The organism is Streptomyces sp. 6N223 (genome assembly GCF_052246635.1).
Classification (GTDB): domain Bacteria; phylum Actinomycetota; class Actinomycetes; order Streptomycetales; family Streptomycetaceae; genus Streptomyces.
This window is the reverse complement of sequence record NZ_JBQQCA010000032.1, coordinates 31,347-55,769: the sequence shown is the minus strand read 5'-3', so window position 1 is coordinate 55,769 and position 24,423 is coordinate 31,347. Positions and strand designations below refer to the sequence as shown.

The 24,423-nt window shown below is 74.6% G+C and carries 19 protein-coding genes and 2 tRNA genes; 16 read left to right on the top strand and 5 right to left on the bottom strand.

Annotated features, from left to right (window positions below; genetic code table 11):
* Window positions 1-168: 168 nt before the first annotated feature.
* The 6 genes from ACTWQH_RS20240 (at window position 169) to ACTWQH_RS20215 (ending at window position 9,567) form a co-directional block, all read left to right on the top strand.
* A complete protein-coding gene (locus tag ACTWQH_RS20240) occupies window positions 169-1,263 on the top strand; it encodes a pyridoxal-phosphate dependent enzyme (RefSeq protein ID WP_443288042.1) in 1,095 nt (364 codons plus the stop codon).
* A complete protein-coding gene (gene argH, locus ACTWQH_RS20235; RefSeq protein WP_443288041.1) occupies window positions 1,260-2,951 on the top strand; it encodes an argininosuccinate lyase in 1,692 nt (563 codons plus the stop codon). The genes ACTWQH_RS20240 and argH overlap by 4 nt, the downstream gene beginning before the upstream one ends.
* Complete coding sequence (locus ACTWQH_RS20230; RefSeq protein ID WP_443288040.1) at window positions 2,948-4,231, top strand: ATP-grasp domain-containing protein; 1,284 nt, start codon at window positions 2,948-2,950, stop codon at window positions 4,229-4,231. Before argH ends, ACTWQH_RS20230 begins: the two co-directional genes overlap by 4 nt.
* Entirely contained in the window at window positions 4,228-7,572 is a 3,345-nt protein-coding gene (locus ACTWQH_RS20225; protein ID WP_443288039.1) for an amino acid adenylation domain-containing protein, read from the top strand. The genes ACTWQH_RS20230 and ACTWQH_RS20225 overlap by 4 nt, the downstream gene beginning before the upstream one ends.
* Before the next feature lie 55 nt (window positions 7,573-7,627).
* Window positions 7,628-8,557: a GHMP family kinase ATP-binding protein gene (locus tag ACTWQH_RS20220; protein ID WP_443288038.1), complete on the top strand. Its 930-nt coding sequence runs from the start codon at window positions 7,628-7,630 to the stop codon at window positions 8,555-8,557.
* 236 nt (window positions 8,558-8,793) lie between these two features.
* A complete protein-coding gene (locus ACTWQH_RS20215; protein WP_443288063.1) occupies window positions 8,794-9,567 on the top strand; it encodes an AfsR/SARP family transcriptional regulator in 774 nt (257 codons plus the stop codon).
* A 25-nt stretch (window positions 9,568-9,592) separates the two neighbouring features.
* Here ACTWQH_RS20215 and ACTWQH_RS20210 read toward each other — a convergent pair whose 3' ends face one another.
* Window positions 9,593-10,501 carry an NAD(P)H-binding protein gene (locus ACTWQH_RS20210; protein ID WP_443288037.1) on the bottom strand — a complete coding sequence of 303 codons (909 nt, stop codon included), beginning with the start codon at window positions 10,499-10,501 and terminating at the stop codon, window positions 9,593-9,595.
* Window positions 10,498-11,190 carry a ScbR family autoregulator-binding transcription factor gene (locus ACTWQH_RS20205; protein ID WP_443288036.1) on the bottom strand — a complete coding sequence of 231 codons (693 nt, stop codon included), beginning with the start codon at window positions 11,188-11,190 and terminating at the stop codon, window positions 10,498-10,500. Before ACTWQH_RS20205 ends, ACTWQH_RS20210 begins: the two co-directional genes overlap by 4 nt.
* Before the next feature lie 134 nt (window positions 11,191-11,324).
* Between ACTWQH_RS20205 and ACTWQH_RS20200 the strand changes: the two genes are divergently transcribed.
* A complete protein-coding gene (locus tag ACTWQH_RS20200; protein WP_443288035.1) occupies window positions 11,325-12,347 on the top strand; it encodes a ScbA/BarX family gamma-butyrolactone biosynthesis protein in 1,023 nt (340 codons plus the stop codon).
* A 58-nt stretch (window positions 12,348-12,405) separates the two neighbouring features.
* On the opposite strand, the gene ACTWQH_RS20195 is transcribed toward ACTWQH_RS20200, so the two are convergent.
* Window positions 12,406-13,059 carry a TetR family transcriptional regulator gene (locus ACTWQH_RS20195; protein WP_443288034.1) on the bottom strand — a complete coding sequence of 218 codons (654 nt, stop codon included), beginning with the start codon at window positions 13,057-13,059 and terminating at the stop codon, window positions 12,406-12,408.
* A 304-nt stretch (window positions 13,060-13,363) separates the two neighbouring features.
* Here ACTWQH_RS20195 and ACTWQH_RS20190 point away from each other — a divergent pair, with 304 nt between their 5' ends.
* Window positions 13,364-14,641: an IS701 family transposase gene (locus ACTWQH_RS20190; RefSeq protein ID WP_443288033.1), complete on the top strand. Its 1,278-nt coding sequence runs from the start codon at window positions 13,364-13,366 to the stop codon at window positions 14,639-14,641.
* A gap of 99 nt (window positions 14,642-14,740) precedes the next feature.
* A complete protein-coding gene (locus ACTWQH_RS20185) occupies window positions 14,741-16,612 on the top strand; it encodes a protein kinase domain-containing protein (RefSeq protein ID WP_443288032.1) in 1,872 nt (623 codons plus the stop codon).
* A 60-nt stretch (window positions 16,613-16,672) separates the two neighbouring features.
* Here ACTWQH_RS20185 and ACTWQH_RS20180 read toward each other — a convergent pair whose 3' ends face one another.
* Window positions 16,673-18,004, bottom strand: a complete 1,332-nt coding sequence (locus tag ACTWQH_RS20180) for an SGNH/GDSL hydrolase family protein (protein WP_443288031.1) — start codon at window positions 18,002-18,004, stop codon at window positions 16,673-16,675.
* Window positions 18,005-18,154: 150 nt separating this feature from the next.
* Window positions 18,155-20,383 (bottom strand): NADP-dependent isocitrate dehydrogenase, encoded by a 2,229-nt coding sequence (locus ACTWQH_RS20175; RefSeq protein WP_443288030.1) that lies wholly within the window; start codon window positions 20,381-20,383, stop codon window positions 18,155-18,157.
* Window positions 20,384-20,705: 322 nt separating this feature from the next.
* On the opposite strand from ACTWQH_RS20175, the gene rpmF reads away from it, so the two are divergent.
* The 7 genes from rpmF to ACTWQH_RS20140 all read left to right on the top strand — a co-directional run bounded on the left by rpmF (window position 20,706) and on the right by ACTWQH_RS20140 (window position 24,414).
* Window positions 20,706-20,876 (top strand): 50S ribosomal protein L32, encoded by a 171-nt coding sequence (gene rpmF, locus ACTWQH_RS20170; RefSeq protein WP_443288029.1) that lies wholly within the window; start codon window positions 20,706-20,708, stop codon window positions 20,874-20,876.
* A gap of 38 nt (window positions 20,877-20,914) precedes the next feature.
* Window positions 20,915-21,151 (top strand): 50S ribosomal protein L28, encoded by a 237-nt coding sequence (gene rpmB, locus ACTWQH_RS20165; RefSeq protein WP_443288028.1) that lies wholly within the window; start codon window positions 20,915-20,917, stop codon window positions 21,149-21,151.
* A gap of 18 nt (window positions 21,152-21,169) precedes the next feature.
* Complete coding sequence (rpsN, locus tag ACTWQH_RS20160; RefSeq protein WP_443288027.1) at window positions 21,170-21,475, top strand: 30S ribosomal protein S14; 306 nt, start codon at window positions 21,170-21,172, stop codon at window positions 21,473-21,475.
* Between the two features lie 108 nt (window positions 21,476-21,583).
* Window positions 21,584-21,655 (top strand) — tRNA-Gly (locus ACTWQH_RS20155).
* A gap of 36 nt (window positions 21,656-21,691) precedes the next feature.
* A tRNA-Val gene (locus ACTWQH_RS20150) sits at window positions 21,692-21,764 on the top strand.
* A gap of 26 nt (window positions 21,765-21,790) precedes the next feature.
* Window positions 21,791-23,224 (top strand): SDR family NAD(P)-dependent oxidoreductase, encoded by a 1,434-nt coding sequence (locus ACTWQH_RS20145; RefSeq protein ID WP_443288026.1) that lies wholly within the window; start codon window positions 21,791-21,793, stop codon window positions 23,222-23,224.
* Complete coding sequence (locus tag ACTWQH_RS20140) at window positions 23,218-24,414, top strand: ribonuclease inhibitor (RefSeq protein WP_443288025.1); 1,197 nt, start codon at window positions 23,218-23,220, stop codon at window positions 24,412-24,414. The genes ACTWQH_RS20145 and ACTWQH_RS20140 overlap by 7 nt, the downstream gene beginning before the upstream one ends.
* The last annotated feature ends 9 nt before the right edge of the window (window positions 24,415-24,423 follow it).

Below are 24,423 nucleotides of genomic sequence, written 5' to 3'. Positions count from 1 at the left end.
GTCCCGCCTGCCCTGACGCGCGGCTGACGCGCGCGACGGCCGCACCTCGGTGTCAGTCGGCTGTCAGGGCCGGCGCGGACCATGACCGGAGCTGACGGCAGGTTCTCCGGCCGGGCGACGACGCGGGTGGCCGTGTCGGCGTCCACCCCACCACTCCAAGGAGATGCCATGCCGGTGACGTCACCGACATACCGTTCGATCACCGAGGCCACGATGATGCCGCGCCTCATCCGCCTCGCACCCAACCTGTACGCCGCGGCGTTCACCCTCATGAAGACGCTGCCGGCCCGCTACATCCTCAAACGCGCCGCCGAGCGGGGCGAGCTGGACCGCGGCACGGTCATCGTGGAGACCACATCCGGCACCTTCGGCCTCGCCCTGGCGATGCAGGCCGCGCTGATGGAGCGCGAACTGATCCTCGTCAGCGACCCCGCCATCGACGACAACCTCTACCGGCGCCTCACCGACCTCGGCGCCAGGGTCGAGATCTGCACCGAGCCCGCGCCCACCGGCGGCTTCCAGCAGGCGCGGCTGCGCAGGCTCGCCGAGATCCGCGCCCAGCTCCCCGACACCTTCTGCCCCGAGCAGTACAGCAACCCCGACAACCCCCGCTCCTACCAGCTCGTCGTCGAGCAACTCGCCGGCACCCTCGGCGTGGTCGACTGCGTCGTCGGCCCGGTCGGCTCCGGCGGCTCCATGTGCGGCACGGTGCGCGGCCTGCGCGAGCACACCCCGCACACCCTCGCCATCGGCGTCGACAGCCACCGCAGCGTGCTCTTCGGCCAGCCCGACGGCCCACGCGAACTGCGCGGCCTGGGCAACAGCCTGTGGCCGCCAAACCTCGACCACGGCGTCTTCGACGAGATCCACTGGTGCGACGCGGCCGAGGCGTACGCCGCCACCCGCGCGCTGCACGGGCGCCACGCCCTCTTCCAGGGCCCGACCAGCGGCGCCGCCTACCTGGTGGCGAAGTGGTGGGCCGAGCGGCACCCCGACGAGATGTGCGTCGTGATGCTCCCCGACGAGGGCTACCGCTACCAGGCCACCGTCTACGACGACTCCTGGCTCGCCGACAACGGCCTCGCCCTGGAGACGCTGCCGGCCGCCCCCACGCCCGTGGCCTCCCCCTCCGAGGCCCGCGACGGCTGGACCCGCTTCGCCTGGGGCCGCCGCACGTACGACGCCGTCCCCGGCGCGGTGGCCCGCCTGGCCGCGCCGCCGCCCGCCGAGCCGGTCCGCGAGCCCGAGGGGGCCCTGTCATGACAGTGACGGCCGCGAAGGCGGCGGGGGCCGCCGCCAGGGCGGAGGCCGATGGCACGGCCGCACGGGAGGCGCCGGACGCCGCTGTCGCGGTGGACGCACCGCACCCGCCGGCCGCGCCGGAGCACCCGGCCGAGTCGCCGACCGCGGCAGCGGACACGGCGGTCACGCCGGAGGCGATGAACGCGCAGGCCGCGCCGTCCGCCGCCGGCTCGCCGCAGGCGAAGAGCGCGGACACCGGGCGGCTGTCCGCCACGCTCGGGCCGCGCACGCGCCGCGTCGTGTACGGCGACGTCGGGCCCGAGGCGATACGCCGCGAGCTGGAACCCACCAGCACCGTGGACCTCGCCCACGTGGTGATGCTGTCCGAGACCGGGCTGCTGCCCGGCCCGGCCGCCGCCACGCTCCTCGACGCCGTGCGCCGGCTGCGCGCCGACGGCTTCCGCGCGCTGCACGGGCTGCCCGCCCCCAGGGGCCTGTACCTGATGTACGAGGGGCACCTCGCCGCCCGGCTCGGCGCGGACATCGGCGGCAAGCTGCACACCGGGCGCTCCCGCAACGACCTGAAGGCCACCATCACCGCGATGCGGCTGCGCGAGGAGCTGATGGAGCTGCTCAGCCAGACGCTGCGCCTCCAGGCGGTGCTGCTGGCCCGGGCCCGCGCGCACCGTCACGTCGTCATGCCCGTCTACACCCACTTCCAGCCCGCCATGCCCGTCACCTACGGCTACCACCTGGCGGGCATCGCCGCCGCGCTCGACCGCGACATCGCGGCGTTGCGGCACGCCCTGGCCGAGCTGGACCGCTGCCCGCTGGGCGCCGGCGCCGTCGCCGGGACGGACCTGCCGATCGACCCCGCCCGCACCGCCGAGCTCCTCGGCTTCGCCGAGCCGCCGCTGCACGCCACCGACGCCGTCGCGGCGCGCGACGTCGCGCTGCGCGCGCTGGCCGCCGCCGCCTCGGCCGGGGTGACGCTCAGCAGGCTCGCCACCGACCTCCAGCTGTGGAGCACGCAGGAGTTCGGCTTCGTCGACTTCCCCGAGCGGCTGGTGGGCGGCAGCTCCGCCATGCCGCAGAAGCGCAACGCCTTCCTGCTGGAGCACGTCAAGGCCAAGGCGGGTGCGGCCATCGGCGCCTGGACCGCCTCGGCCTCCGCCATGAAGTCGACGCCGTTCACCAACTCCATCGAGGTCGGCACCGAGGCCATCGCCGCCGTGTGGCCCGCGCTGTCCGCCGTGACCGACTCCCTGCTGCTCTCGCAGGTCCTCGTCAGCGGCGCCCGCCCGGACGCCGAACGCATGGCGCAGCGCGCCGACGAGGGCTTCACCACCGCCACCGGAGTCGCCAACCGGCTGGTCGCGCGGGGCGTTCCGTTCCGCACCGCCCACCACCTGGTGGGCGCCGCCGTCCGCGACGCCCTGGCCGCCGGCTCCACCCGTCTCGCCGGGATCGCGGCGTACGAGGGCGCGCTGCCCACGCCCGGCGAGCTGGCCGCCTCCCACGACCGGGGCGGCGGCCCGGGGGCGTGCGACACGGTCGTCTCCGTGCTGCGGTGGCGGCTGGTCGACCACGCCGACGGGCTCGGCGCGCTCCGCCACCGCCTGCGGAAGGCCCGGCGGCGGCTGGACGAGGCCGTCACCGCCATCGTGACCACCCACCGAGACGGACAGCGAAGGGAAGAGGACGCATGAACGAGCCGGGGCGCTGGTTCGCCTTCGTCGAGAGCAACACCACCGGCACCGGGCGGGAGTTCTGCGCGGCCGCCCGGTCCCGTGGGCTGCGCCCGGTGCTGCTGACCCGCGACCCCGGCCGCTACCCCTACGCCGCGCAGGACGCCATCGACACCCGCACCGTGGACACCGGGGACGGGCGCGCCGTGCTGGCCGCCTCCTCCGCCCTCGCCGACGACGCCGAGGGCGGCGGCCTGGCCGGGATCGCCTCCAGCTCCGAGTACTTCGTCTCCCTGGCGGCGAAGGCCGCCGCCGCCCTCGGCCTGCCCGCCGCCGACGGCGACGCCATCGCCCGCTGCCGCGCCAAGGACACCCAGCGCGCCGCGCTCGCCGCCGCCGGCGTGCCCGTGCCCGACCACCGGCCCGCCGACACCCTCGCCGACGCGCTGCGCGCGGCCGGGGAGATCGGCCACCCCGTCGTCGTCAAGCCGGTCAGCGGCTCCGGCTCCGTCGGCGTACGCCTGTGCCGCGACCGGAACGAGACGCGCGCGTGGGCGGTGGAACTCCTCGACCGCGCCGCCGACGAGCGCGGCAACGCCGTGCCACGCCGCATCCTGGTCGAAGCGGCCGTGGCCGGCCCGGAGTTCTCGGTCGAGACCTTCGACGGAGAGGTCGTCGCCGTCGTCGCCAAGCACCTCGGTCCCGCCCCGTACTTCGTGGAGACCGGCCACGACGTGCCCGCCCCCGTCCCCGCCCCGATGGCCGCCGCCCTCGGCGACACCGCGCTGCGGGCGCTGACCGCGCTCGGCCTCGGCTGGGGCGCCGCCCACACCGAGCTGCGCTGGTCCCCGGCGGGCCCGGTCGTCATCGAGGTCAACCCCCGGCTGGCGGGGGGCATGATCCCCGTCGCCGTGCGCGCCGCGACCGGCGTGGACCTGGTCGACGCCGTGATCGCGCGGGCGGCGGGCCGCTGGCGCCCGCCGGCCGCGCCGGGCGCCGGGCACGCCGCCGTCCGCTTCGTGCGGGCGCGGGAGGAGGGGCGGGTCACGTCCGTGACGGGGCTCGACGCGGCGGCGGCCGCTCCCGGCGTCGTCGCCGCCACCGCCACCGCGGCGGCCGGGCGCGAGGTGCGGCTGACGCACTCGTTCGCCGACCGCCTGGCCTGCGTCGTCGCCACCGGCCCCGACACCGAGGGCGCGGCGGCGCGCGCGCTGGCCGCCGCCCGCCTGATCAGCATCGACATCGAGACCGCGACCACCGCGGCAACCGCGACCACGAGTACGGGGGAGGGGCGCCCATGAGACCCGACAGCGAACCCACCACAACGCCGCACGCCAGCACCGGAGTCCCGCGCTGGATCGCGGACCCCCCGCCCGGCCCCGACGCGCCGGCGGAGCACACCGGCGTCCACGGCGTACGGCTGCCGGCCGAGCTGGCCCGCGCCGTGCGGCGCGCCGCACGGGAGCTGGGCACCACGCTCCCCGCCCTGCTGCTGGCCGCCCACGCCCGGGTGCTGGCGACCGTCGCCGCCGAACGCGAGCTGCTCATCGGCTACGTCCCCCCCGCGCCCGCGCCCGAGGAGGCCCCCGAACGGCCGCTGCGCCTGACCGTCGCCCCCGCCACCTGGCGGGCCCTGGTGGACGCCGCGGCCGAGGCCGCCGCCACGGCGCACCGGGCCGGGACCCCGCCCGAGGTCGTGCTCGACCTGTCGGGGCTCGCGCCCGGCGGCGAACTCCGGCGCGGCGACGGCGTGGTGCTGCGCGCCGCATGGTCGCGGGACGAGGAGGGGGGACTGGCCCTGCGGCTGCTGCACGACCCCGCCGCCGTCGACGCGGCGTACGCCGAGCGGCTGGCCGGCTACCACCTCACCGCGCTGCGCCTCCTCGTCGCCGACCCGCACGCCCGCCACGACCGGCAGAGCCTGCTGTCCGCCCGCGAGGTGGAGACCCAGCTCTACGGCCTCGCCGGCCCCCGCGTGCCGCTGCCCGAGGCCACGTTCCCCGAGCTGTTCGCCGAGCAGGCCCGGCGTACGCCCGACGCCGTCGCAGCGGAACACGGCGCGCGCCGCTGGACGTACCGACAGCTCGACGAGCAGGCGCGGCGCGTCGCCGACGCGCTGCGCGCGGCCGGGGCGGCCGGGGCGGGCGGCGAGGACGTCGTCGCCGTCGTCATGGACCGCTCCCTGGAGTGGATCGCCGCGGCCATCGGCACGCTGAAGGCGGGCTGCGTCTACCTCCCGATCGCGCCGGACCTCCCCGCCTCCCGCGTCAACGACCACCTCGAACGCGCCGGCGCCGCCTACGTCCTGGGGGCTCCGCCTCCCGACCCCCGCTGGGAGGAGTGCGGGCCGCCGGCCGCCGCCGGGAGTGTGCACGTCCTCCGCACCTGGCGGAGAACGCCCACACCCCCGGGGGTCTGGGCGTCCGGGGGCGGAGCCCCCGACCGCGGCGAGCGCGCCGCGTACATCTACTTCACCTCCGGGTCCAGCGGTGAGCCGAAGGGCGTCCTGTGCGAGCACGCCGGGCTCCTCAACCACCTCCACGCCAAGATCGCCGACATGGGCCTGGCCCCCGGCCCCGGCGAGGTCGTCGCCCAGACCGCGTCCCCCGGCTTCGACATCTCCCTGTGGCAGTTCGCCGCCCCTCTCCTCACCGGCGCCGCCGTCCGCGTCATCGACACCGACGCGCAGCTCGATGTCGCCGCCTTCCTCGACGAGATCGTCACCGGCCGGGTCACCGTGGCCCAGCTCGTGCCCTCCTACCTGGAGGTCCTCCTCACCCACCTGGAACGCCACCCGCGCGGGCCCGGCGGGCTCGGCGCGCTGCGCGCCGTCTCCGTCACCGGCGAGGCGCTCAGCCACGAGCTGGTGCAGCGCTGGTTCGCCGCCTGCCCCGGCATCGCGCTCGTCAACGCCTACGGCGCCACCGAGGTCTGCGACGACACCACGCACCACGTCCTCCACGCCCCGCCCGCGCGCGGGCCCGTGCCGCTGGGCCGCTCCCTGAACAACGTCAACGCCTACGTCCTCGACGAGAACCTCCAGCTCGTGCCGCTCGGCTCGGTCGGCGAGATCGCGTTCTCCGGCGTCTGCGTGGCGCGCGGCTACGTCAACGACGAGGAGCGCACCCGGCAGGTCTTCGTGCCCGACCCGTTCCGGGCGGGCGCCCGCCTGTACCGGACCGGCGACTTCGGGCGCTGGCTGCCCGACGGGCGGCTGGAGTTCCGCGGCCGCCACGACGAGCAGGTGAAGATCCGCGGCTTCCGCATCGAGATCGGCGAGATCGAGAACCGGCTGCTGGCCGTGCCCGGCGTCCGCGAGGCCGCCGTCGTCATCGACCGCGGCGCCGCCGAGCCGGGCATGACCGGCGGCACCACCAGCAACCTCGTCGCCTTCTTCGGCGCAGACGGCGCAGACGGCGCCGGCCCGCCCGGCGAGCGCGCGCGGGAGGTCCTCGCCGAGCGGCTGCCGGACTACATGGTCCCGGCGTACGTCCACCGGCTCGCCCGCCTGCCGCACACCGAGAACGGCAAGATCGACAAGCGGGCGCTGGTGAGGCTGGCGGGGACGCTCGGCCACGGCGGCGTCGCCGCCCACGCCGCGCCCGGCACGCCCGCCGAGCAGCGGCTGGCCATGGTGTGGGCGGAGGTGCTGGGCGTGCCGCTGGAGCGCATCGGCCGCACCGACAGCTTCTTCGCGCTCGGCGGCACCTCGCTCGCTGCCGTGCGGCTGCTGGTCCACCTCGACGGCGCGCTGTCCCTGCGCGACCTGCTGGCCCACCCCGTACTCGCCGACCTCGCCACGGCCCTCGACGGCGGCCCCGGCGGCGATCGCGGCGGCGATCGCGGAGAGGCCGGCGCCCGCCTCCTCCAGCCGCTGTCCTCGCCGCGCAACCCGCACCACACCCTGGTCTGCTTCCCCTACGCCGGCGGCAACGCCGTCAACTTCCGCTCGCTCGCCGCCGAGCTGGAGGGCGACGGCATCGCCGTGCTCGCCGTCGAGCCGCCCGGCCACGACTTCGCCGGCGCGGCCGAGCCGCTGCGGGACGTGCCCTGGATCGCCCGCCGCGTCCGCCAGGAGATCCAGGACGGCGTCACCACACCCGTCCTGATCTGGGGCCACTGCGCGGGCGCCGCCCCCGCCCTGGCCACGGCCCGGCTGCTGCAGGAGGCGGGCTGGCCCGCCGAGCGCGTCTTCCTCGGCGGCGCGCTGCTGCCGGACGCCGAGGACCTGCGCGCCGAGTCCGCCGAGGTCGCCGCCGCGGGCAACGCCGACCTGCTGGGGCGGCTGCGCGAGGACAGCGCGTACGTCGAGCTCGACGCGTTCCAGCCCGAGCGCGCCGAGGTGGCGGGCCGGGCGTACCGGCACGACGTGCTGACCGCCAACCGCCACCTGCTGCGGCTGCGCCAGGACGCCGGGCCCTACCGCCTCGACGCGCCCATCGAGGCCGTCGTGGCCCGCGACGACGCCACCACCGCGCGGGCGGCGGAGCGGTACGGCGACTGGAAGGCGCTCTCCGACCGGGTCAGCCTGCGCGAACTCGACCAGGGCGGCCACTACTTCGTCACCACCCGCCCGGCCGAGGCCGCCGAGGCGGTGCGGGCCGCCTGCGTCACGGCCGCCGCGCCGCCGCCACCCCCGTAGAGCCAGAGCCTCAAGCCACGTCAGGCAGTCAGCAGGCAGTCAGGAGGACCGACCGATGACCACCATCCCGACGCTCGCCCACGCCCGCTCGCCCTACCGCCGCGCCGCCGCCATCGGCGTCAGCGCGGCGTTCGGCACCTTCGGCGAGCTGCTCCAGGGCGTGCTGCCCGAGGACGCCGGCGACCCCGACCCGAACTTCCTCGTGACGCTGCCAGTAGCCCGCTGGGCCGTGGCGCGCTTCGAACTCGACCCGGACGCCACCGAGCTGACGGTCCGGCCCGCCCACAAGAAGAAGGCGCTGCGCCTCACCCGCATGATCGTGGCGGACGCGGGGCGGCCCGCCGGCGGCACGCTGCGGATCGACAGCACGCTGCCCGAGGGCAAGGGCCTGGCCAGCTCCTCGGCCGACCTGGTGGCCACGGCCCGCGCCGTCGCCAACGCCCTGGGCGAGCCGATGCCGCCGCGCCGCATCGAGACCTACCTCGCCCGCATCGAGCCGACCGACGGCGTGCTCTACCCGTCGATCGTCGCCTTCCACCACCGCAGCGTGCGTTTGCGCGCGAAGCTGGGCTCGCTGCCGTCGATGGCGGTGGTCAGCGTGGACGAGGGCGGCGCGGTGGACACGGTCGCCTTCAACAGCATCCCCAAGCCCTTCACCGCGTCCGACCAGCGCGAGTACGCGCGCCTGCTGGACCGCGTGAGCAACGCCGTGGCCGCCCGCGACCTCGCGGAGGTCGGCCGGGTCGCCACCGCCAGCGCCCACATGAACCAGGTGCTGCGCCACAAGTGGTCGCTGGAGGCGATGACCGGCATCTGCGAGGACGTCGGCGGCCTCGGCGTCGTCGTCGGCCACAGCGGCACGGCCCTGGGGATCCTGCTGGACACCTCCTCCCCGGACTGCCCGGCACAGCTGGCCGCCGCGGCGCAGGCGTGCCAGGAGCTCACCGGGAACGTCACCGTGTACCGCACGCTGAGCTTCGACTGACCGCCGCCTGACGGGCGTTGCCCCGTTCCGGCCGCGAGCCGCCGCCGCGGTCACCGATACCTCGTCAGGTCCGCCCCCTCCCCGGGCGCACGCTACCGGGCTTAACTCCCCGGCCCCGCCGCCACATGACGTAGTGCGGAGGAATCCGTGAGACCCCCCCGCGATTCCCCGCACGATGAAGGCGGCTTCTATACACCAGGGAGGAACGTGTGCTGAGCTTCGAGATTCTTGGTGGAATGCGGGTGCGCGCCTCAGACGGTCTCCTGCACGAGGTCAGCGGCCTGTCCAAGCGGGTGCTGCTCCAGGCTCTGCTGGTGAGCGAGGGCCGCACGGTCTCGCACGCCGCGCTGATGGAGGAGGTCTGGGGGGAGCGGATACCGGCCGGCGTCGTCAACGCCCTCCAGGCGCACGTCAGCAGGGTCCGCAAGTGGCTGCGCACGATCGACCGCGACCGGGACAGCACCCGCCTGGTCTCCTACGCGCACGGCTACCAGCTCGTGCTGGAGAACGCCCGGCTGGACGCCGCAGACTTCCAGCGCGACGTGGCCGAGGCGGCCCGGCTGCGGGAGCACGCGCCCGAGCGCGCGACGCGGACGCTGCGGTCCGCGCTGGCCCTGTGGCGCGGGCCCGTCTTCGGCGGCAGGTCGGGGGGACTGCTGTGCGAGTGCGCCGCGACCCGCATCAACGAGGTCCGGCTCCAGGCGCTGGAGTCGCTCTTCGATGCCGAACTGGCAATGGGGCGGCACGCGTTGCTGCTCGGCGAGCTGTACCAGGCGCACATGGAGAACCCCCTGAGGGAACGATTCTGCGCCCAGCTGATGCTGGCGTTCTACCGCTCGGGCCGCCAGGCCGAGGCGCTGGCGGTCTACCGGCGCATGCGCGACCGGCTCGGGGATGAGCTCGGCCTCGACCCGACCCTGGAGCTGCGGGTCCTGGAGCACCGGATCCTCACCCACGCGCCCGAACTGCGCGTGGCGCGGCAGCAGACCACCCTCTCCGCCGTGTCGTGAACGCGTGAACGCCTTCAGCCCCTGGTCAGCGGAAGCGGTCGGCGTGGTCCCCGGCCCAGTCCAGGAACGCCGCCGGCGGCCGTCCCGTGGCCTCCTCGACGCCCGTCGCCACCTCCGACTTGCCGCCCGCGCGCTGGCGTTCCGCGCTCTCCAGCAGTGCCCGCACCACGCGCTCGGGATAGCGCTGCCGCAGCCGCTCCCCGGCCTGCCGCAGGGTCAGCTCGGCGAAGCGGAGGGGCTGGCCGAGCACCTCGGCGAGCTGCTCGGTCTGCTCCCTCGGCGAGACGGCGGCGGGCCCGGTGAGGGCGTAGGCGCGCCCGTCGTGCGGGCCGCCGTCCTCGGTCAGGGCCCGCACGGCGGCCTCGGCGATGTCCCTGGGGTCGACGCAGGCGTTGCGTCCGTCCCCGGCAGGCGCGCGCACGGTGCCGTCGGCGCGGATGCCCGGGGCCCAGGAGAGGGCGTTGCTCATGAACGCCCGGGGCCGCAGCAGCGTCCACGGCAGGCCGGAGGCCGTGACGCGGGCCTCGTTCTCGCGGTGCCAGCGGGTGATCAGGTCCTGGGCCCCGGGATCGGTGACCGCGAGCGCGCTGAGCTTCACCAGGCGCGGGCCCGGGACCCGCGGCGCGGCCCCTCCGCCCGCCTCGTGGGCCGCCAGCGCCGCCGTCACCAGCCGCTCGTCGTGCTCGGGGCGCAGCGGGTTGTTGGTCAGGAGGAAAACCGACCGCGCCCCGGCGAGCGCGGCGGCCAGCCGCGCGGGCTCGTCGGCGTCGAGGTCGGCGGTCACCACCTCGGTGCCTGGGCCCGCCAGTTCGGGCCGCTCGCGCAGCCGCTCCGGCCGCCGGGCCAGCAGGCGCACCGGGTGACCCGCCGCCACCAGCCGCCGGGCGACCTCCCCGCCCACGGTGCCGGTGGCCCCGGTCACCACGACCGTCACGCCGGCTCCTTCGCCCCGGCCGCGTCCGCCGTTGCCGCCGTGGCCGCCGCGTCCGCCGTCGCCCGCAGGCGGGTACCCCGGTCCGGCGCAAGGTCCAGCCGCGCGAGCACGGCGGGCACCGCGATGGCGGGCATGACGGTGTGGTACATGAACGCCGTCCGCTCGGACAGGTCCTTGTGGCTGGTGAAGGCCTGGGACATGCCCTGGATCCCGGCGAAGCAGCCGACGATCAGGTCGGCCATCCGGTCGATGTCGACGTGCGGCAGCACCTCGCCGTGCTCGCGCGCCGCCTGGAGGAAGTCACGGGTCACCCCCGCCCACCGCAGGTAGGGCACGCGGCGGTCGGGCCCGTCCTCCCGGCCCGACCACTCGACGGTCAGCCGGACGCTGCCGCGCAGCAGCGGGTCGACCGAGAGCGACGCGGCCAGGAGCATGCCCTGGTCGACCATCTGCTGGAGCATCAGGGGCTCCTCCGGCGGATTGGCCACCGCGCCGACCTGGGCGTCCAGGACGGCCTGCGCCAACTCCAGCTTCGAGGAGAAGTGGAAGTAGAGCGCGCCCTTGGTCACCCCGGCCTCCCGCAGGATGTCGGCGATCGTCGCCGCTTCGTACCCTATGTCCCCGAAGACGGACGCCGCCGCCCTCAGGATGGTGGCCCTGGTACGCAGCGCTCGCTCTTGCTGGGCCAATGCCCCTCCCGATGCTTCTCGAAAAATTCTCGCCGGTCTACCGATGGAAAATAAACCGTCCACCCCGTATCGTAAGCCCTAGAGCATGGCACCACACCCCAGACGAGCTGACCCTCTCGCCACATGGAGCAGCCATGGACCTGATCACGTTACCGAATCGCGGGGAGACAGAGGTCGAGGTTCCTCCCTGGAGCCCGCCGGCACCCGCCATCGCCGGGAACGGAACCCTCGATTCCGCGCTGACCACCACGGTGCCCAAGGAACTTGTGCATCGTGCCGCGCTGGCCGAGGTCTTCCTGACGGGGTGGCGGCGGCGCACCGACGCCCGGTTCACGCTGACCGCGCAGTGGCCCCGCAGTCACAGCTTCTTCGCCCCGCCGTCCAGCACGCACCACGCGCCTTCGCTTGTCGCAGAAACAATCCGACAGGCCGTTTTTGTTTTGGCGCATGCCGAGTTCGGTATCCCGCTGGGCGACCACTTCGTCATGAACGAGCTGGACTACCGCACGAGCCTCGACGGGCTCGCCGTCGGACCCGAGCCGGCGGAGATCCGGCTGGAGGCGCGCTGTTCGGCCTTCCGCCGTAAGGGGACGAAGGTCACGGGGTTCCGCTGCGACCTGACGCTCTACCGCGGGGGTGGAGCGATCGCTTCCGGGGGCGGGCGTTTCGCCACGCTCGCACCCAGGGTCTACCAGAGGCTGCGCGCGGGAGGCGGCGCCGGCACCCGTCCGCCCCTGGCGCTGCCCGCGCCCGTGGCGCCGCAGTTCGTCGGCCGCGTCTCGCCCCTGGACGTGTGCCTGGCGCCGACGGGGGAGGCCCACGTGTGGCGGCTGCGGGCCGACGTCACCCATCCCACGATGTTCGACCACCCGGTCGACCACGTGCCCGGGATGGTGCTGATCGAGGCGGCCTGCCAGGCGGCGTCCGCCCGCATCTATCCGCGCGAGTACCGGGCGTTGTCCGTCACCTCGGAGTTCCACCGGTACGCGGAGTTCAGCAGCCCCTGCGTCATCACCCTGGAGTGCGATCCGGACGACGACGCCCAGGTGCGGGTCACCGGGAGTCAGGAGGGAGAGCCGGTCTATGGGGCGACGCTCCGAGCCGACGCCGGCGACCGCCCCTTCTCCTCGCACGAGGCACTCGGCCCCGCGGACTGACACCCCGTCCCCTCCCGCCACCGGCTCCGAACCCGACCCCTCCTTATCGCCAAGCCCGTTACCCGGTCGCCGTGCGGCGGGGTAACGGGCTTTCCGGCGGTTCGGACCCGACGGGCTGGTAGCGGGCGACGTCCTGGTCGGCGGCGAGCGCGGGGAGCAGCAGCCGCCAGAACTCGGTGAGCTGGAGGCGTATCTCGTCGGGCGTGCGGCCCTGGGCGGCGAACGCCCAGCAGACGATGGACAGCGCGAGCCCGGCGACCGTCACCGGATGGCACTCCGCGCGCAGGCTGTGGTCCCGCTCGGCCTCGAGGGTCGTCGTCAGGAACAGCTCGTACCAGCCGGTGAAGAAGTTCATCTCCCCATCGGAGGGCGTCCGCAACTCGTAGTTGAGCCTCACCCCGGCACGAACCAACTGGTTGGTCGCGAGCTGCTGGGCCGTGGCATGCGTCATGTCGACGAGGCTCTGCAACGCGGGCACGTTCTGCCGCCGCAGGTGCTCCAGGCTGCTGCGCGTGGAGGCGCACCCCATGAGCTGCACGGTGTCCGCCAGCTCCGCCTTGCTGGCGAAGTGGAAGGACAGGGCGCCCTTGCTCACGGCCGCGGCGTCGCTGATGCAGGAGAGCGTGGTCCGCTCGTAGCCCAGCCGGTCGAACATCTTGGCGGCGGCCAGGACCAGAGCCGATCTGGTCCGCTCAGCCCTTTCTTGCCTCATGTAAGCACCTCTGCACGTCTCGTCATCCCAGACCAACGTTAAAAACAGCGCGGCCGGTCTGTCAATACGGGTCGTGGGAGCGGTTGATCACCCTGCGGGTGCCCGAACCTGCGGCGTCCGGAGGCCTGATGTGGCACCATAAGTGCAGGCCACGCGGGGACTTGCGGGTCTTCTCCTGAAGCCGGGGTGTCGATCTCCGCAGAGGGGTTACAAACAGCCGAGTCGGTTTGTTAGAGTCGATCGTGCCACAAGGGCCGGGCGGGATCACCCGGCCCCTCACCGCTCAGGAAACGGGGACTGACGCGTGAACGCACTCGACACACCGCTCCCAACGCTGCGGTCGAACGCCGCCAGCGACCTCATCGCCACGGTGTTCGCCCCGCTGCGCCGGAGCGACCAGCGAAGAAGGGCCACGCAGTACGTGCAGGGGCTGCTGGGCACGCAGGGACGCAAATCCATCCGGAGGATCGCGGGGGTCACCCGGGACAGCGCGGCCGAGCAGAGCCTCCAGCACTTCGTCAGCTCCTCACCCTGGGAGTGGGACGAGATCCGCGCCGCCCTGGCCCGCCGGATCGAGGAGGCGATCCGGCCGGCCGCCTGGGTCGTGCGCCCGATGGTGATTCCCAAGGCCGGCTCGCTCTCCGTCGGCGTGGCCCGGCGTTACATCCCCGACCTCGACCAGGCCATCAACTGCCAGGAGGCGTACGGGGTCTGGCTCGCCTCGGAGCAGACCAGCGCCCCCGTCCACTGGCGGCTGCAGCTGCCCGGCGAGTGGCTGGAGGACCCCGAACGCCGCCGGGGCGTCGGCATCCCCGACACCGCCCTGGCCGAGTCCCCGCTGCGCAGCGCGGTCGGCGCCGCCGTGGAGATGGAGACCGGCGGCTGGGGCCTGGCCCGCCGCCCCGTCGTCCTGGACTGCGGCGCGGACCCCGACTCCACCGCCGCTGCGGCCCTCGCCGCCGCAGGGCTGCCGTTCATCGCCCGCATCTGCGCCGGCGCCAAGGTGATGGCCACCGCGGGCCGGGCCGCCGTCCCCGGCGCGGGGCGCGGCCTGGTCGCCGCCCAGCAGCTCATCGCGGCCGTCCGGTGGAAGCGTCACCCCGTGAAGTGGCTCGACCCCGAATCCGGCCTGCTGCGCACCAGTCTGGCCGCCAAGCTGAACTTCCCCACCCCCATGGCGAGCCTGCGGACCCAGCCGCGGCCCGTCGCCCTGCTCGTGGAGTGGGACAACGCCGGCGACGAGCCCAGCGGCTTCTGGCTCACCGACCTCGCCGACGCGCCGGCGGGCACGCTGCTGCGCCTCACCAAGCTGACCCGCCGCGCCGACCGGGACTTCGCCGACATCACCGACCGCGTGGGCATCCGCGACTTCGAGGGCCGCTCCTACCCCGGCTGGCACCGCCACGCCACCCTCGCCTCGGTCGCCCACGCCGCGGCGATCCTGCCGCACGTCCCCGACGCCGTCGGCACCGAGAGCCCCCGCCTCCTCGACCCGCCGGTCCTCGCCCGCCGGCACCCCCACCCGCCGGCCGCTCCCCGCAAGCGGAAGCCCGCCGCGCGCTGCGCGACCGCCGCGCCCTGAGGCGTTGAGGGCCCGTCCATTCCCCGCCGGGAAGGTTCCCGCAGACGTCGGGACATGATGCGGCGCGTCAGGTACACCAACTCCTTTGGGGCGCGCGGCGTGTTGATACGGCGGGGAATGGTGCTCGGCGGGAAGTACACCCTGGTCGGGCGGATCGGTGTCGGGGCCATGGGGGAGGTGTGGCGTGCCGAGGAAGGCGAGCTCGGGCGGCAGGTCGCGGTCAAGATCCTTCGCCCCGAGCTGCTGAACGACCCCACGTTCGTCGCGCGGTTCCGGCGGGAGGCGCGGCTGCTCAGCACCCTCAGCCACGCCAACGTCGTCAGGGTCTTCGCCTACGGCGAGGGCCGGCCCGCCGGCGACGGCGGGAGCGACGGCGGAGGCGACGGCGGAGGCGACGGCGAGGGCGATGCCGAGACCGAGGCGCAGCCCCTGTACATCGTCATGGAGCTCATCGACGGCCGGCCGCTGGACGAGATCGTCGAGGAGAACGGCGGCACCCTGCCCGCCGACCGGGTGCTCCCCCTCCTCGCGCAGGCCCTGGAGGGGCTGCACGACGCACACCAACGCGACATCGTCCACCGGGACATCAAGCCGGCGAACCTGATGCTCCGCGCCGACGGCCACGTCATGGTGACCGACTTCGGCATCGCCCGCGCCACCGCCGGCACCAAGCTGACCGACGACCACTCGGTCGTGGGCACCGCGCTGTACATGGCGCCCGAACAGGTCGAGGGGGAGGTGGTCCCGGCCTGTGACCTGTACGCCGTCGGCGTCGTCTGCTACCAGCTCCTCACCGGCGCCCTGCCCTTCACCGGAGACTCGCCGCTCGACGTGATGTGGAAGCACGTCAACCAGCCGCCGCCGGAGCTGCCCCGGACCCTCCCGGAGCCGGTGCGGGCCTTCGTCGCCCGTGCGCTGGCCAAGCGGCCCGAGGACCGGTACGCGGACGCGGCGGCGATGGCCGAGGCGGCCCGCCGCGCGGCGGCGGGAGAGCCGATCCCCGGCGGCGTCCCCCTGCCTCCGCCCCTCCCACCACGGCCCCCGCAGTCCTCGGCCCAGCAGGCCACGCCGGAACGCAAGCCTCCGCGGGAGCGGAAGCGGCGGCCTCGGCCCGGGATGCTGCTCCTGCCGCTGGTGATCGTCGTGTCCGCGGGCACGGGCATGTACCTCATGCCGTGGCCGGGGCAGCCCGGGGAGGACGGCACGCTCGGCGTCGGGCCCTCCGTCTCCGCGCCGGAGGGAGGCGGTCAGCAGCCCGAGGGCGGGCCCACGGACCCGGGGGAACGAGGGGAACGGGGGGAACGGGGGGAGAAGGGCTCACCGTCCCCCAAGGAGTCCGAGACGGAACCCAGCCCGTCCGACACGCCGTCCGACGGCGAACAGGGCGGGGACGCGGAGCAGGCGGGCGGCAGCGGTGACCAGGGCTCCGGGTCCGTCGCCGGCGGCGCGGCGAGCGGCGGCGGTGACAGCGGCGGGGCCGGTGGCGCGTCCGGCGGCAGCGGCGGTGGCGGGAGCGGTAGCGGGGGCGGGGGCGGGGGTTCGAGTCCGCCGCCGGACGACGGTCCCGACCCGCCGGACGGGTGCGGCGGCGACGGCTGGGGCCACATCACGTCCGTCGCCGACGGACGCAGGGTCGGGCTCGCGTCCGGCAGGCCCGACGAGGGCGTCGAGGTGGTGATGGGCGGCACCACCTCCCTCGGCTGGGTGCGCGGAGAGGGACCTCTCCCCTCGTGGGAGGCGTTCCACGCCTGCAACCGGAGCAGCCCATCCCTCTCCGGGGACGAGAACGGGCTCCACCTCTCCTCCGAGGGCGGGCCGTGGGTGCTGGAGAGCGCGTCAGGGGGCGCGTCCCGCATCAAGCTGGACGGCGCGGGCGATCTGGGGTGCCTGACCAACTCGGGCGGCGACATGCTGACCGTCGCACCCTGCGACTCCGGCAACGAGTACCAGATGTGGCATCTGCCGGGGTAGGCCGCGGGCGACGGTGCGCGCCTCGCCGGGCGCCGTCGCCCGCGGCCCTCCCCGCGATCGCTAGTTGAAGCCGAAATCCCGGGACAGCGGCTGGTTCTGGAACAGCTCCGCCGGAACGGCGTCGGCCAGCAATCCGTACCCTTCCGGAATCAGGTGCAGCCAGTCGCCGTCGTGAATGTCGGGCAGGAGCCGGTCCGGGTTATCCGGGTCCCGCGTCACCGCGTCGAAATCGATGACCGCGTCGAAACGGCCGCTGGTGCGGATCCACTCATTCACCGTCTGCCGGGCCGATTCGCGGAGTCCGTCCGGGTCGTCATACATCTCGTTGTTGCCGAAGGGCAGCAGCGTCGCCCCGTACACCCGAATTCCGTGCGCATGCGCCCGCGTGATGATCTGGTCGTAGGCGGCGATCAGATCGGCCGCCACCTGTTCCTGCGCGGCCTCGGTCGCCTCGGCCGTGCCGATGTCGTTGACGCCCTCGAAGAGGACCAGCCAGCTCACGCCGCTTTGCGCCAGCACATCGCGGTCGAGGCGGGCGAGCACGTTGGGGCCGAGGCCGTCGTCCAGGACGCGGTTGCCGCCGGCCGCCTGGTTCAGGATCGCCACGTCCTCCGTCGCCGGCTCGGCCTGGAGGCGATCGAAGAGCTGGTCGGGCCAGCGGTTGTTCCCGTTGGTGGTCGAGCTGCGGCCGTCGGTCAGCGAGTCGCCCAGGAAGGCGGCGGCCGAGGCGGCGGCAGGGGACCAGGCCTCGACGCCGCTGAGGAAGTACCAGTGGTCCACGGGCGTCGCCCCGGCCAGGTCCGCGTCCTCGACGTGGTCGCCGGCCAGCAGGTAGGAGGTGGTGCGCGAACCCGGGTGGGAGGTGATGCTGTTCGACGCCTGGCCCTCCGCCAGGTACGCCGTGACCGTCAGGTTGCTCCCCGGCGCCAGGTCCACCTCCAGCGGGTCGGAGACCACCTGCGCCCCGACCGGCACGACCGCCGAGGTCCGCCCGGAGAAGGTGACCGGCTGCGAGCTGCCCGGCTCGATGGCGCTCACGCCCGCCTGCCCGTCGAGCGGCAGCGCCACCGACACGGCCGTGAGGGGCAGGTCCGCGCCCCCGAAGGCGTTGGAGAAGCGCAGGCGTATCCGCTCGCCGCCCGTCGTCACGCGCACGGTCTGCCGCAGCGTGGCGTCCGCCATCACCAGATTCTCCTGAGTGAACGGCGGCGGAGGCATGTTGGACTCCTCCGTGAGCTGCGGCATGGCCGTCCAGGTGTTCATCCAGTGCATCTCGGGGCCCTGCGAGGCGCGCTGCGCGTCCGCGGTTCCGGCGATCGACGAGGTGACGACAAGGGCGACCGCGAGGACCCCCAGGGCGAACAGATTGACAATTAACGACAATTTCTTCACGAGACCCCGTGCCTCCAAAAAGCGCCCCCGCGCCTCACTTGGTGGCGGTGACATTAACATCCAGGGTCTTCGCGTCAAGATTTCCGGCGGCCGAAAGATTTCCGGCCGCCGAAAGGCTTTCGGCGGCCGGATCTCGTTACGGCGTCGCGCTCAGCCGAGCGTGGTCAGCGCCTCGTTGAAGGTCTTCGACGGACGCATCACGGCCGATGCCTTGGCGTCGTCCGGCCGGTAGTAGCCGCCGATGTCGGCCGGCGAGCCCTGCACCCCGACCAGCTCGTTCACGATGGCCTGCTCCTGGTCGCCGAGGGTCGCCGCGAGGTTGGTGAACGCCTGGGCGAGCTCGGGGTCGTCGGTCTGCGTGGCGAGCTCCCGGGCCCAGTACAGCGCCAGGTAGAAGTGGCTGCCGCGGTTGTCGATGCCGCCAACCCGTCGGCTGGGCGACTTGTTCTCGTTGAGGAAGGCCGCCGTCGCCCGGTCGAGGGTGTCGGCGAGCACCTGGGCGCGGGCGTTCCCCGTGGTCCTGGCGTACTGCTCGAAGCTGACGGCCAGCGCCAGGAACTCACCCAGGCTGTCCCAGCGCAGGTAGTTCTCCTTCACCAGCTGCTGCACGTGCTTGGGCGCGGAGCCGCCCGCGCCGGTCTCGAAGAGGCCGCCGCCGTTGATCAGCGGGACGATCGAGAGCATCTTGGCGCTGGTGCCCAGCTCCAGGATCGGGAAGAGGTCCGTGAGGTAGTCGCGCAGCACGTTGCCCGTGACCGAGATCGTGTTCTCGCCCAGCCGGATCCGCTCCAGGGAGAACGCGATCGCGTCGACCGGCGCCATGATCCTGATCCGCAGGCCCTCGGTGTCGTGCTCCGGCAGGTACGCCCGGACCTTCCCGATCAGCGAGGCGTCGTGCGCGCGGTCCTCGTCCAGCCAGAAGACGGCCGGGTCGCCGGTCGCGCGGGCGCGGGTGACGGCGAGCTTGACCCAGTCCCGGATCGCGGCGTCCTTCGTCTGGCACATGCGGAAGATGTCCCCGGCGGCCACCGGCTGCTCCAGCACCACGGCCCCGGCCTCGTCCACGACGCGCACCGTCCCGGGCGCGGGGATCTCGAAGGTCTTGTCGTGGCTGCCGTACTCCTCGGCCTTCTGCGCCATCAGGCCGACGTTCGGCACCGAGCCCATCGTCGCCGGGTCGAAGGCGCCGTTGGCGCGGCAGTCGTCGATGACGACCTGGTAGATCCCGGCGTAGCTGCTGTCGGGGATGACGGCGAGGGTGTCGGCCTCCTTGCCGTCCGGGCCCCACATGTGGCCGGAGGTGCGGATCATGGCGGGCATGGAGGCGTCGACGATGACGTCGCTGGGCACGTGCAGGTTGGTGATGCCCCGGTCGGAGTCGACCATAGCCAGCGCCGGGCCCTCGGCCAGCTCGGACTCGAACGACGCCTTGATCTCCGCGCCCTGGGGCAGCTTGTCCAGGCCGCCGAGGATGGCGCCGAGCCCGTCGTTGGGGCTGAGCCCGGCGGCGGCCAGCGCGTCGCCGTGGGCGGCGAAGGTCTTGGGGAAGAACGCCCGCACCGCGTGGCCGAAGATGATCGGGTCGGAGACCTTCATCATGGTGGCCTTCAGGTGAACCGAGAACAGCACGCCCTCGGCCTTGGCGCGGGCCACCTGCTCCGCCAGGAACGCCCGCAGCCGCTCGGCCCGCATCACGGAGGCGTCCACGACCTCGCCGGCCAGCACGGGCACGGACTCGCGCAGCACGGTGGTGGTGCCGTCCTCGGCGGCCAGCTCGATGCGCAGGGAGCCGGCCTCGGCGATCACGGCGGACTTCTCGGTGGAGCGGAAGTCGTCGGCGCCCATCGTGGCGACGTTCGTCTTCGACTCGGGCGACCAGGCGCCCATCCGGTGCGGGTGGGTCCTGGCGTAGGCCTTCACCGAGGGGGCGGCGCGGCGGTCGGAGTTGCCCTCGCGCAGCACCGGGTTGACGGCGCTGCCCTTGACGCGGTCGTACCGGGCGCGGATCTCCCGCTCCTCGTCGGTGGCCGGGTCGTCGGGGTAGTCCGGCAGCGCGTAGCCCTGCTGCTGGAGCTCGGCGACGGCCGCCTTGAGCTGCGGGATCGACGCCGAGATGTTGGGCAGCTTGATGATGTTCGCGCCCGGGGTCCGGGCCAGCCCGCCGAGCTCGGCGAGCGCGTCGTCGATGCGCTGGGACTCCTCCAGCCACTCCGGGAAGCTGGCGATGATCCGCCCGGCCAGGGAGATGTCGCGCGTCTCGACGGGGACACCGGCTGCCCCGGCGTACGCCTGGACCACCGGCAGGAACGAGTAGGTCGCCAGGGCCGGGGCCTCGTCCGTGCGCGTATAGATGATCGTCGATTCGGTGGAATCAGTCACCGGTGCTCGCTCCGCTCCGCGTGTGCCGTCGTCAATCGATCGTCTCAGATCGTCTTCGGATCGTCTCGACGTCAAGATATCCGCCACGATATCTCGTGCCCGCCCGCGCCGGACAACGACCCCACGCGATGCGTGCCTTCCGGCGACGCCCCGCGGTGCCCTCCGGATACCTCCTCCGGGCAACCCCCACTACCGACAGGGCAGCCGGCGTCGTGGCGGCCGGGACCCGGCGGCGGCGCCGCCTTCGGCCGACGGCACCCGGCCGCTACGATATGAAAATCGCTTTCATTTTCACCGAACGCCGAGCCCCGGAGGTCTCGCCATGGCCGTGCCCAAGCGGCGCATGTCCCGCAGCAACACCCGTCACCGGCGGGCCCAGTGGAAGGCCACCACGCCCGACCTGGTCCCCATCACCGTCGACGGCCGGCGGCACCTCGTCCCGCGCAGGCTCGTACGCGCCTACCAGCGCGGCCTGATCGAGCCCGAGGACTGACGCCACCACCACCCCCACCCCTGCGAAAGGAAGCACCCGTGTCGGCCCACTGCCAACTCACCGGGCGGGCGCCCGCGTTCGGCAACCGCATCTCGCACTCCCACCGCCGCACCAAGCGCCGGTTCAACCCCAACATCCAGACCAAGCGGTACTGGCTCCCCAGCGAGCGGCGTTACGTCCGGCTCCGGCTCAGCACCCGGGGGATCAAGACCGTCGACGTCATCGGCATCGAGGCCGCCGTCGCCCGCATCCGGGCCCGCGGCGAGAAGATCTGACCCGGAAGGACCGATCCCGTGGCCAAGAAGAGCAAGATCGCCAAGAACGAGCGGCGCAAGGAGATCGTCGCCCGCTACGCCGAACGCCGGGCCGAGCTGAAGGAGATCATCCGCAGCCCCCGCAGCACGGACGCCGAACGGGAGGCCGCCCAGCGCGAACTGCGCCGCCAGCCGCGCGACGCCAGCGCCACCCGCCTCCGCAACCGCGACAGCATCGACGGACGGCCGCGCGGCCACCTGCGGGCGTTCGGCCTCTCCCGCATCAACCTGCGCCGCATGGCCCACGCCGGCGAACTCCCAGGGGTGACCAAGTCCAGCTGGTGACCCCACACGCCGCCGGCGGGCCTGCGGTCCCGCGTGGGCCGTCGGCGGCCAACGCCCCGCGTTCGGCGGCCGGTTGGGCGCGCGGCCGGGTAGGCTCCGGCGTAATGCCCGGGCGTAGCGCAGAGGCAGGCGCGCCCGCTTGCCAGGCGGGACACGCCGGTTCGAATCCGGCCGTCCGGGCAGGCCGGGCGAGACCACGCCAGGGCACGACCCCGAGGCCCCGTAGCGCAGTGGCAGTCGCGCCGCTTTGACATTGCGGAGGACGCCGGTTCGAATCCGGCCGGGGCCACGGGGGCGAGACGCGAGGGGCGGCACATGGGCAGCGACGACGGGGCGGAGCAGCCGCCGGGCCAGTCGGTCACGGAGGTCACGGCGGTCACGGCGGCGGAGCTCGCGGCGTTCGACCGGACCGTCGCCAAGCTGCGCGCGCTCGACCCCGACGACCCGGTGCGGCTGCGCGCCGAGCAGGTCGCCGCCTCCTTCGCCCGGGACGGGCGGCTGCGCCGCAGGAAGACCCGCCACCAGCGGCGCACCGACGCCGACGCGGCCGTCACCGCCGCCACCGCCACCGGCGCGCCGGCCCGCCGCGAGGACGCCCCGCTCCGCGCCCCCGGAACGCCCGGCGTCTTCGCCCGGCCCCGCCGCTGCTACGTCTGCAAGGAGCCCTACCGCGCGGCCGACGCCTTCTACCACCGGCTCTGCCCCGCCTGCGCCGCCGACAGCGCCGCACGCCGCGCCCAGCGCACCGACCTGCGCGGGCGCCGCGCGCTGCTGACCGGCGGCCGGGTCAAGATCGGCTTCCAGCTCGCCCTGATGATGCTGCGCGACGGCGCCGAGCTGCTGGTCACCACCCGCTTCCCGCAGGACGCCCTGCGCCGCTTCCGGGCGGCGCCGGGCAGCGAGGCGTGGCTGGACCGGCTCACCGTCGTCGCCATCGACCTGCGCGACCCGCGCCAGGTGCTCGGCCTGTGCGACCGGCTGCGCGAGGAGGGCAGGCCGCTGGACATCCTCGTCAACAACGCCGCCCAGACCGTGCGCCGCCCGCCGGAGTCCTACGCCCTGCTGGCTGCGGGGGAGACAGCCGGGGAGATCGGCGGCGACGTCCCGGGCGCCGGCGCGGTGCTGCCCGCGCCCGGCTTCCGGCCGACGCGGCCCAACGCCCACGCCCACGCCGACGGCGCCCTCGCCCTCGTGCTCGCCCGACCCGTCGCCGACGCCGCCGAGGCCGCCGATGCCGACGAGGCGGGCCTGCTCCCCGACCCCGCGCCCGCCAACTCCTGGTCCGCCCGCCTCGGGGAGCTGGACCCCGTCGAACTGCTGGAGACCCAGCTCGTCAACGCCCTCGCGCCCGCCCTGCTCTGCGACCGCATCCTGCCGCTGCTGCTCGCCTCCCCGCACCCACGGCGTTACGTCGTCAACGTGACGGCCGTCGAGGGCCGGTTCGCCGTCCGCAACAAGACCGCCGGGCACCCGCACACCAACATGGCCAAGGCCGCCCTCAACATGCTCACCCGCACCAGCGGGCCCGAACTCGGCGGCCACGGCGTCTACATGTGCAGCGTCGACACCGGCTGGATCACCGACGAGAACCCGCTGCCGAAGAGGGCCCGGCTCGCGCGGGACGGCTTCCGCACCCCGCTCGACGTCGTCGACGGCGCGGCCCGCGTCTACGACCCCATCGTGCGGGGCGAGGCCGGGGCCCCGGTCGCCGGCGTCTTCCTCAAGGACTACCGGGAGGCCGCGTGGTGAAGACCCCCGAACCCCCCGCCCGCTTCGCCGGCGTCCCGCCCGTCGTCCCCCGCCCCGCCGCCGACCTCGCCCCACTCCTCGCCTGGCTGCGCACCGGCCACGCCACCGCCGAACGCCTCGACTTTCCCGCCGGCACCGCCCTGCCCGACGGCCGCCTCGACCTGTGCAAGCAGGCCCTCGGCGCCGACGGCGCCGCGCGGGTCGCCGACGCGCTGCGCCCCGGCCCCGTACGCCACCTGCTGCTGGGCACGGACGGGCTCGGCGACGACGGCGCCTCCGCCGTCGTCGGGAGGGCCGTCGAGAGCGAGGTCGAGACGCTCTACCTCGGCTGCAACGGCATCACGGCCGACGGCGCCTGCCGCATCGCCGACAGCCTCCGCGCCTCCCCGGCCGCCGCCACCGGCGTCACCGGCGTCACCGGCGTGTGGCTCAAGCGCAACCCACTCGGGCACGCGGGCGCCGGCGGCGGCGAGTCGGCCGCCGCGCTGGTCGGGGCCGCCCGCTCGCTGCGCACCCTCGACCTGGTGCAAACCGGCCTGGACGCCGCTGCCCTCGCCGTCCTGGCCGACGCGCTGATCGCCGCCGCACGGTCCGGCCGCCGCGTCCAACGCCTCTACGTCAGCGGCAACCCGCTGGGACCCGCCGGGGCCGAGCCCCTCGCGAGGCTCCTCGCCGCCGGGGCGGTCGGCGAGCTGTACGCCGCCGCCGCCGGGCTGGGCGACGCGGGCGCGCTGATCCTGGCCGACGCCCTGGCGCGGGCGCCCCACGGCGGCCTGGCCCGGCTGTCCGTCGCCAGCGACGGCATCGGCCCGAGCGCCTCCGCCCGGCTGGTCGCCGCGGCCGTGACGGCCGGGGCCGAGATGTGCGACCTGGGCCGGGTCCGGGCCGCCGGCGCCCTGGGCGCGCCCGGCAACCGCCTCGACGAGGCCGCCGCCACCGCGATCGCCGACGCCCTCGCCGCCCGCCCGCACCGGCTGCGGCACCTGATCCTCACGGACACGGGCATCGGCAGCCGCGAGGCCCACCGGCTCCTGGACACCGCCGGGCGGGCGGCCACCGCGACCCGGTTCGTCCTCGGCAAGGGCGTGGCCACCAGCGTGCGCCGCCGCCTGAACGCCCTCAGCGCCCACCTGCCCGCGCTGCCGCCGGTCCCCGCCGACGTCGCCGCGATCCGCAGCGTGCACCGCTGACGCGGCGTC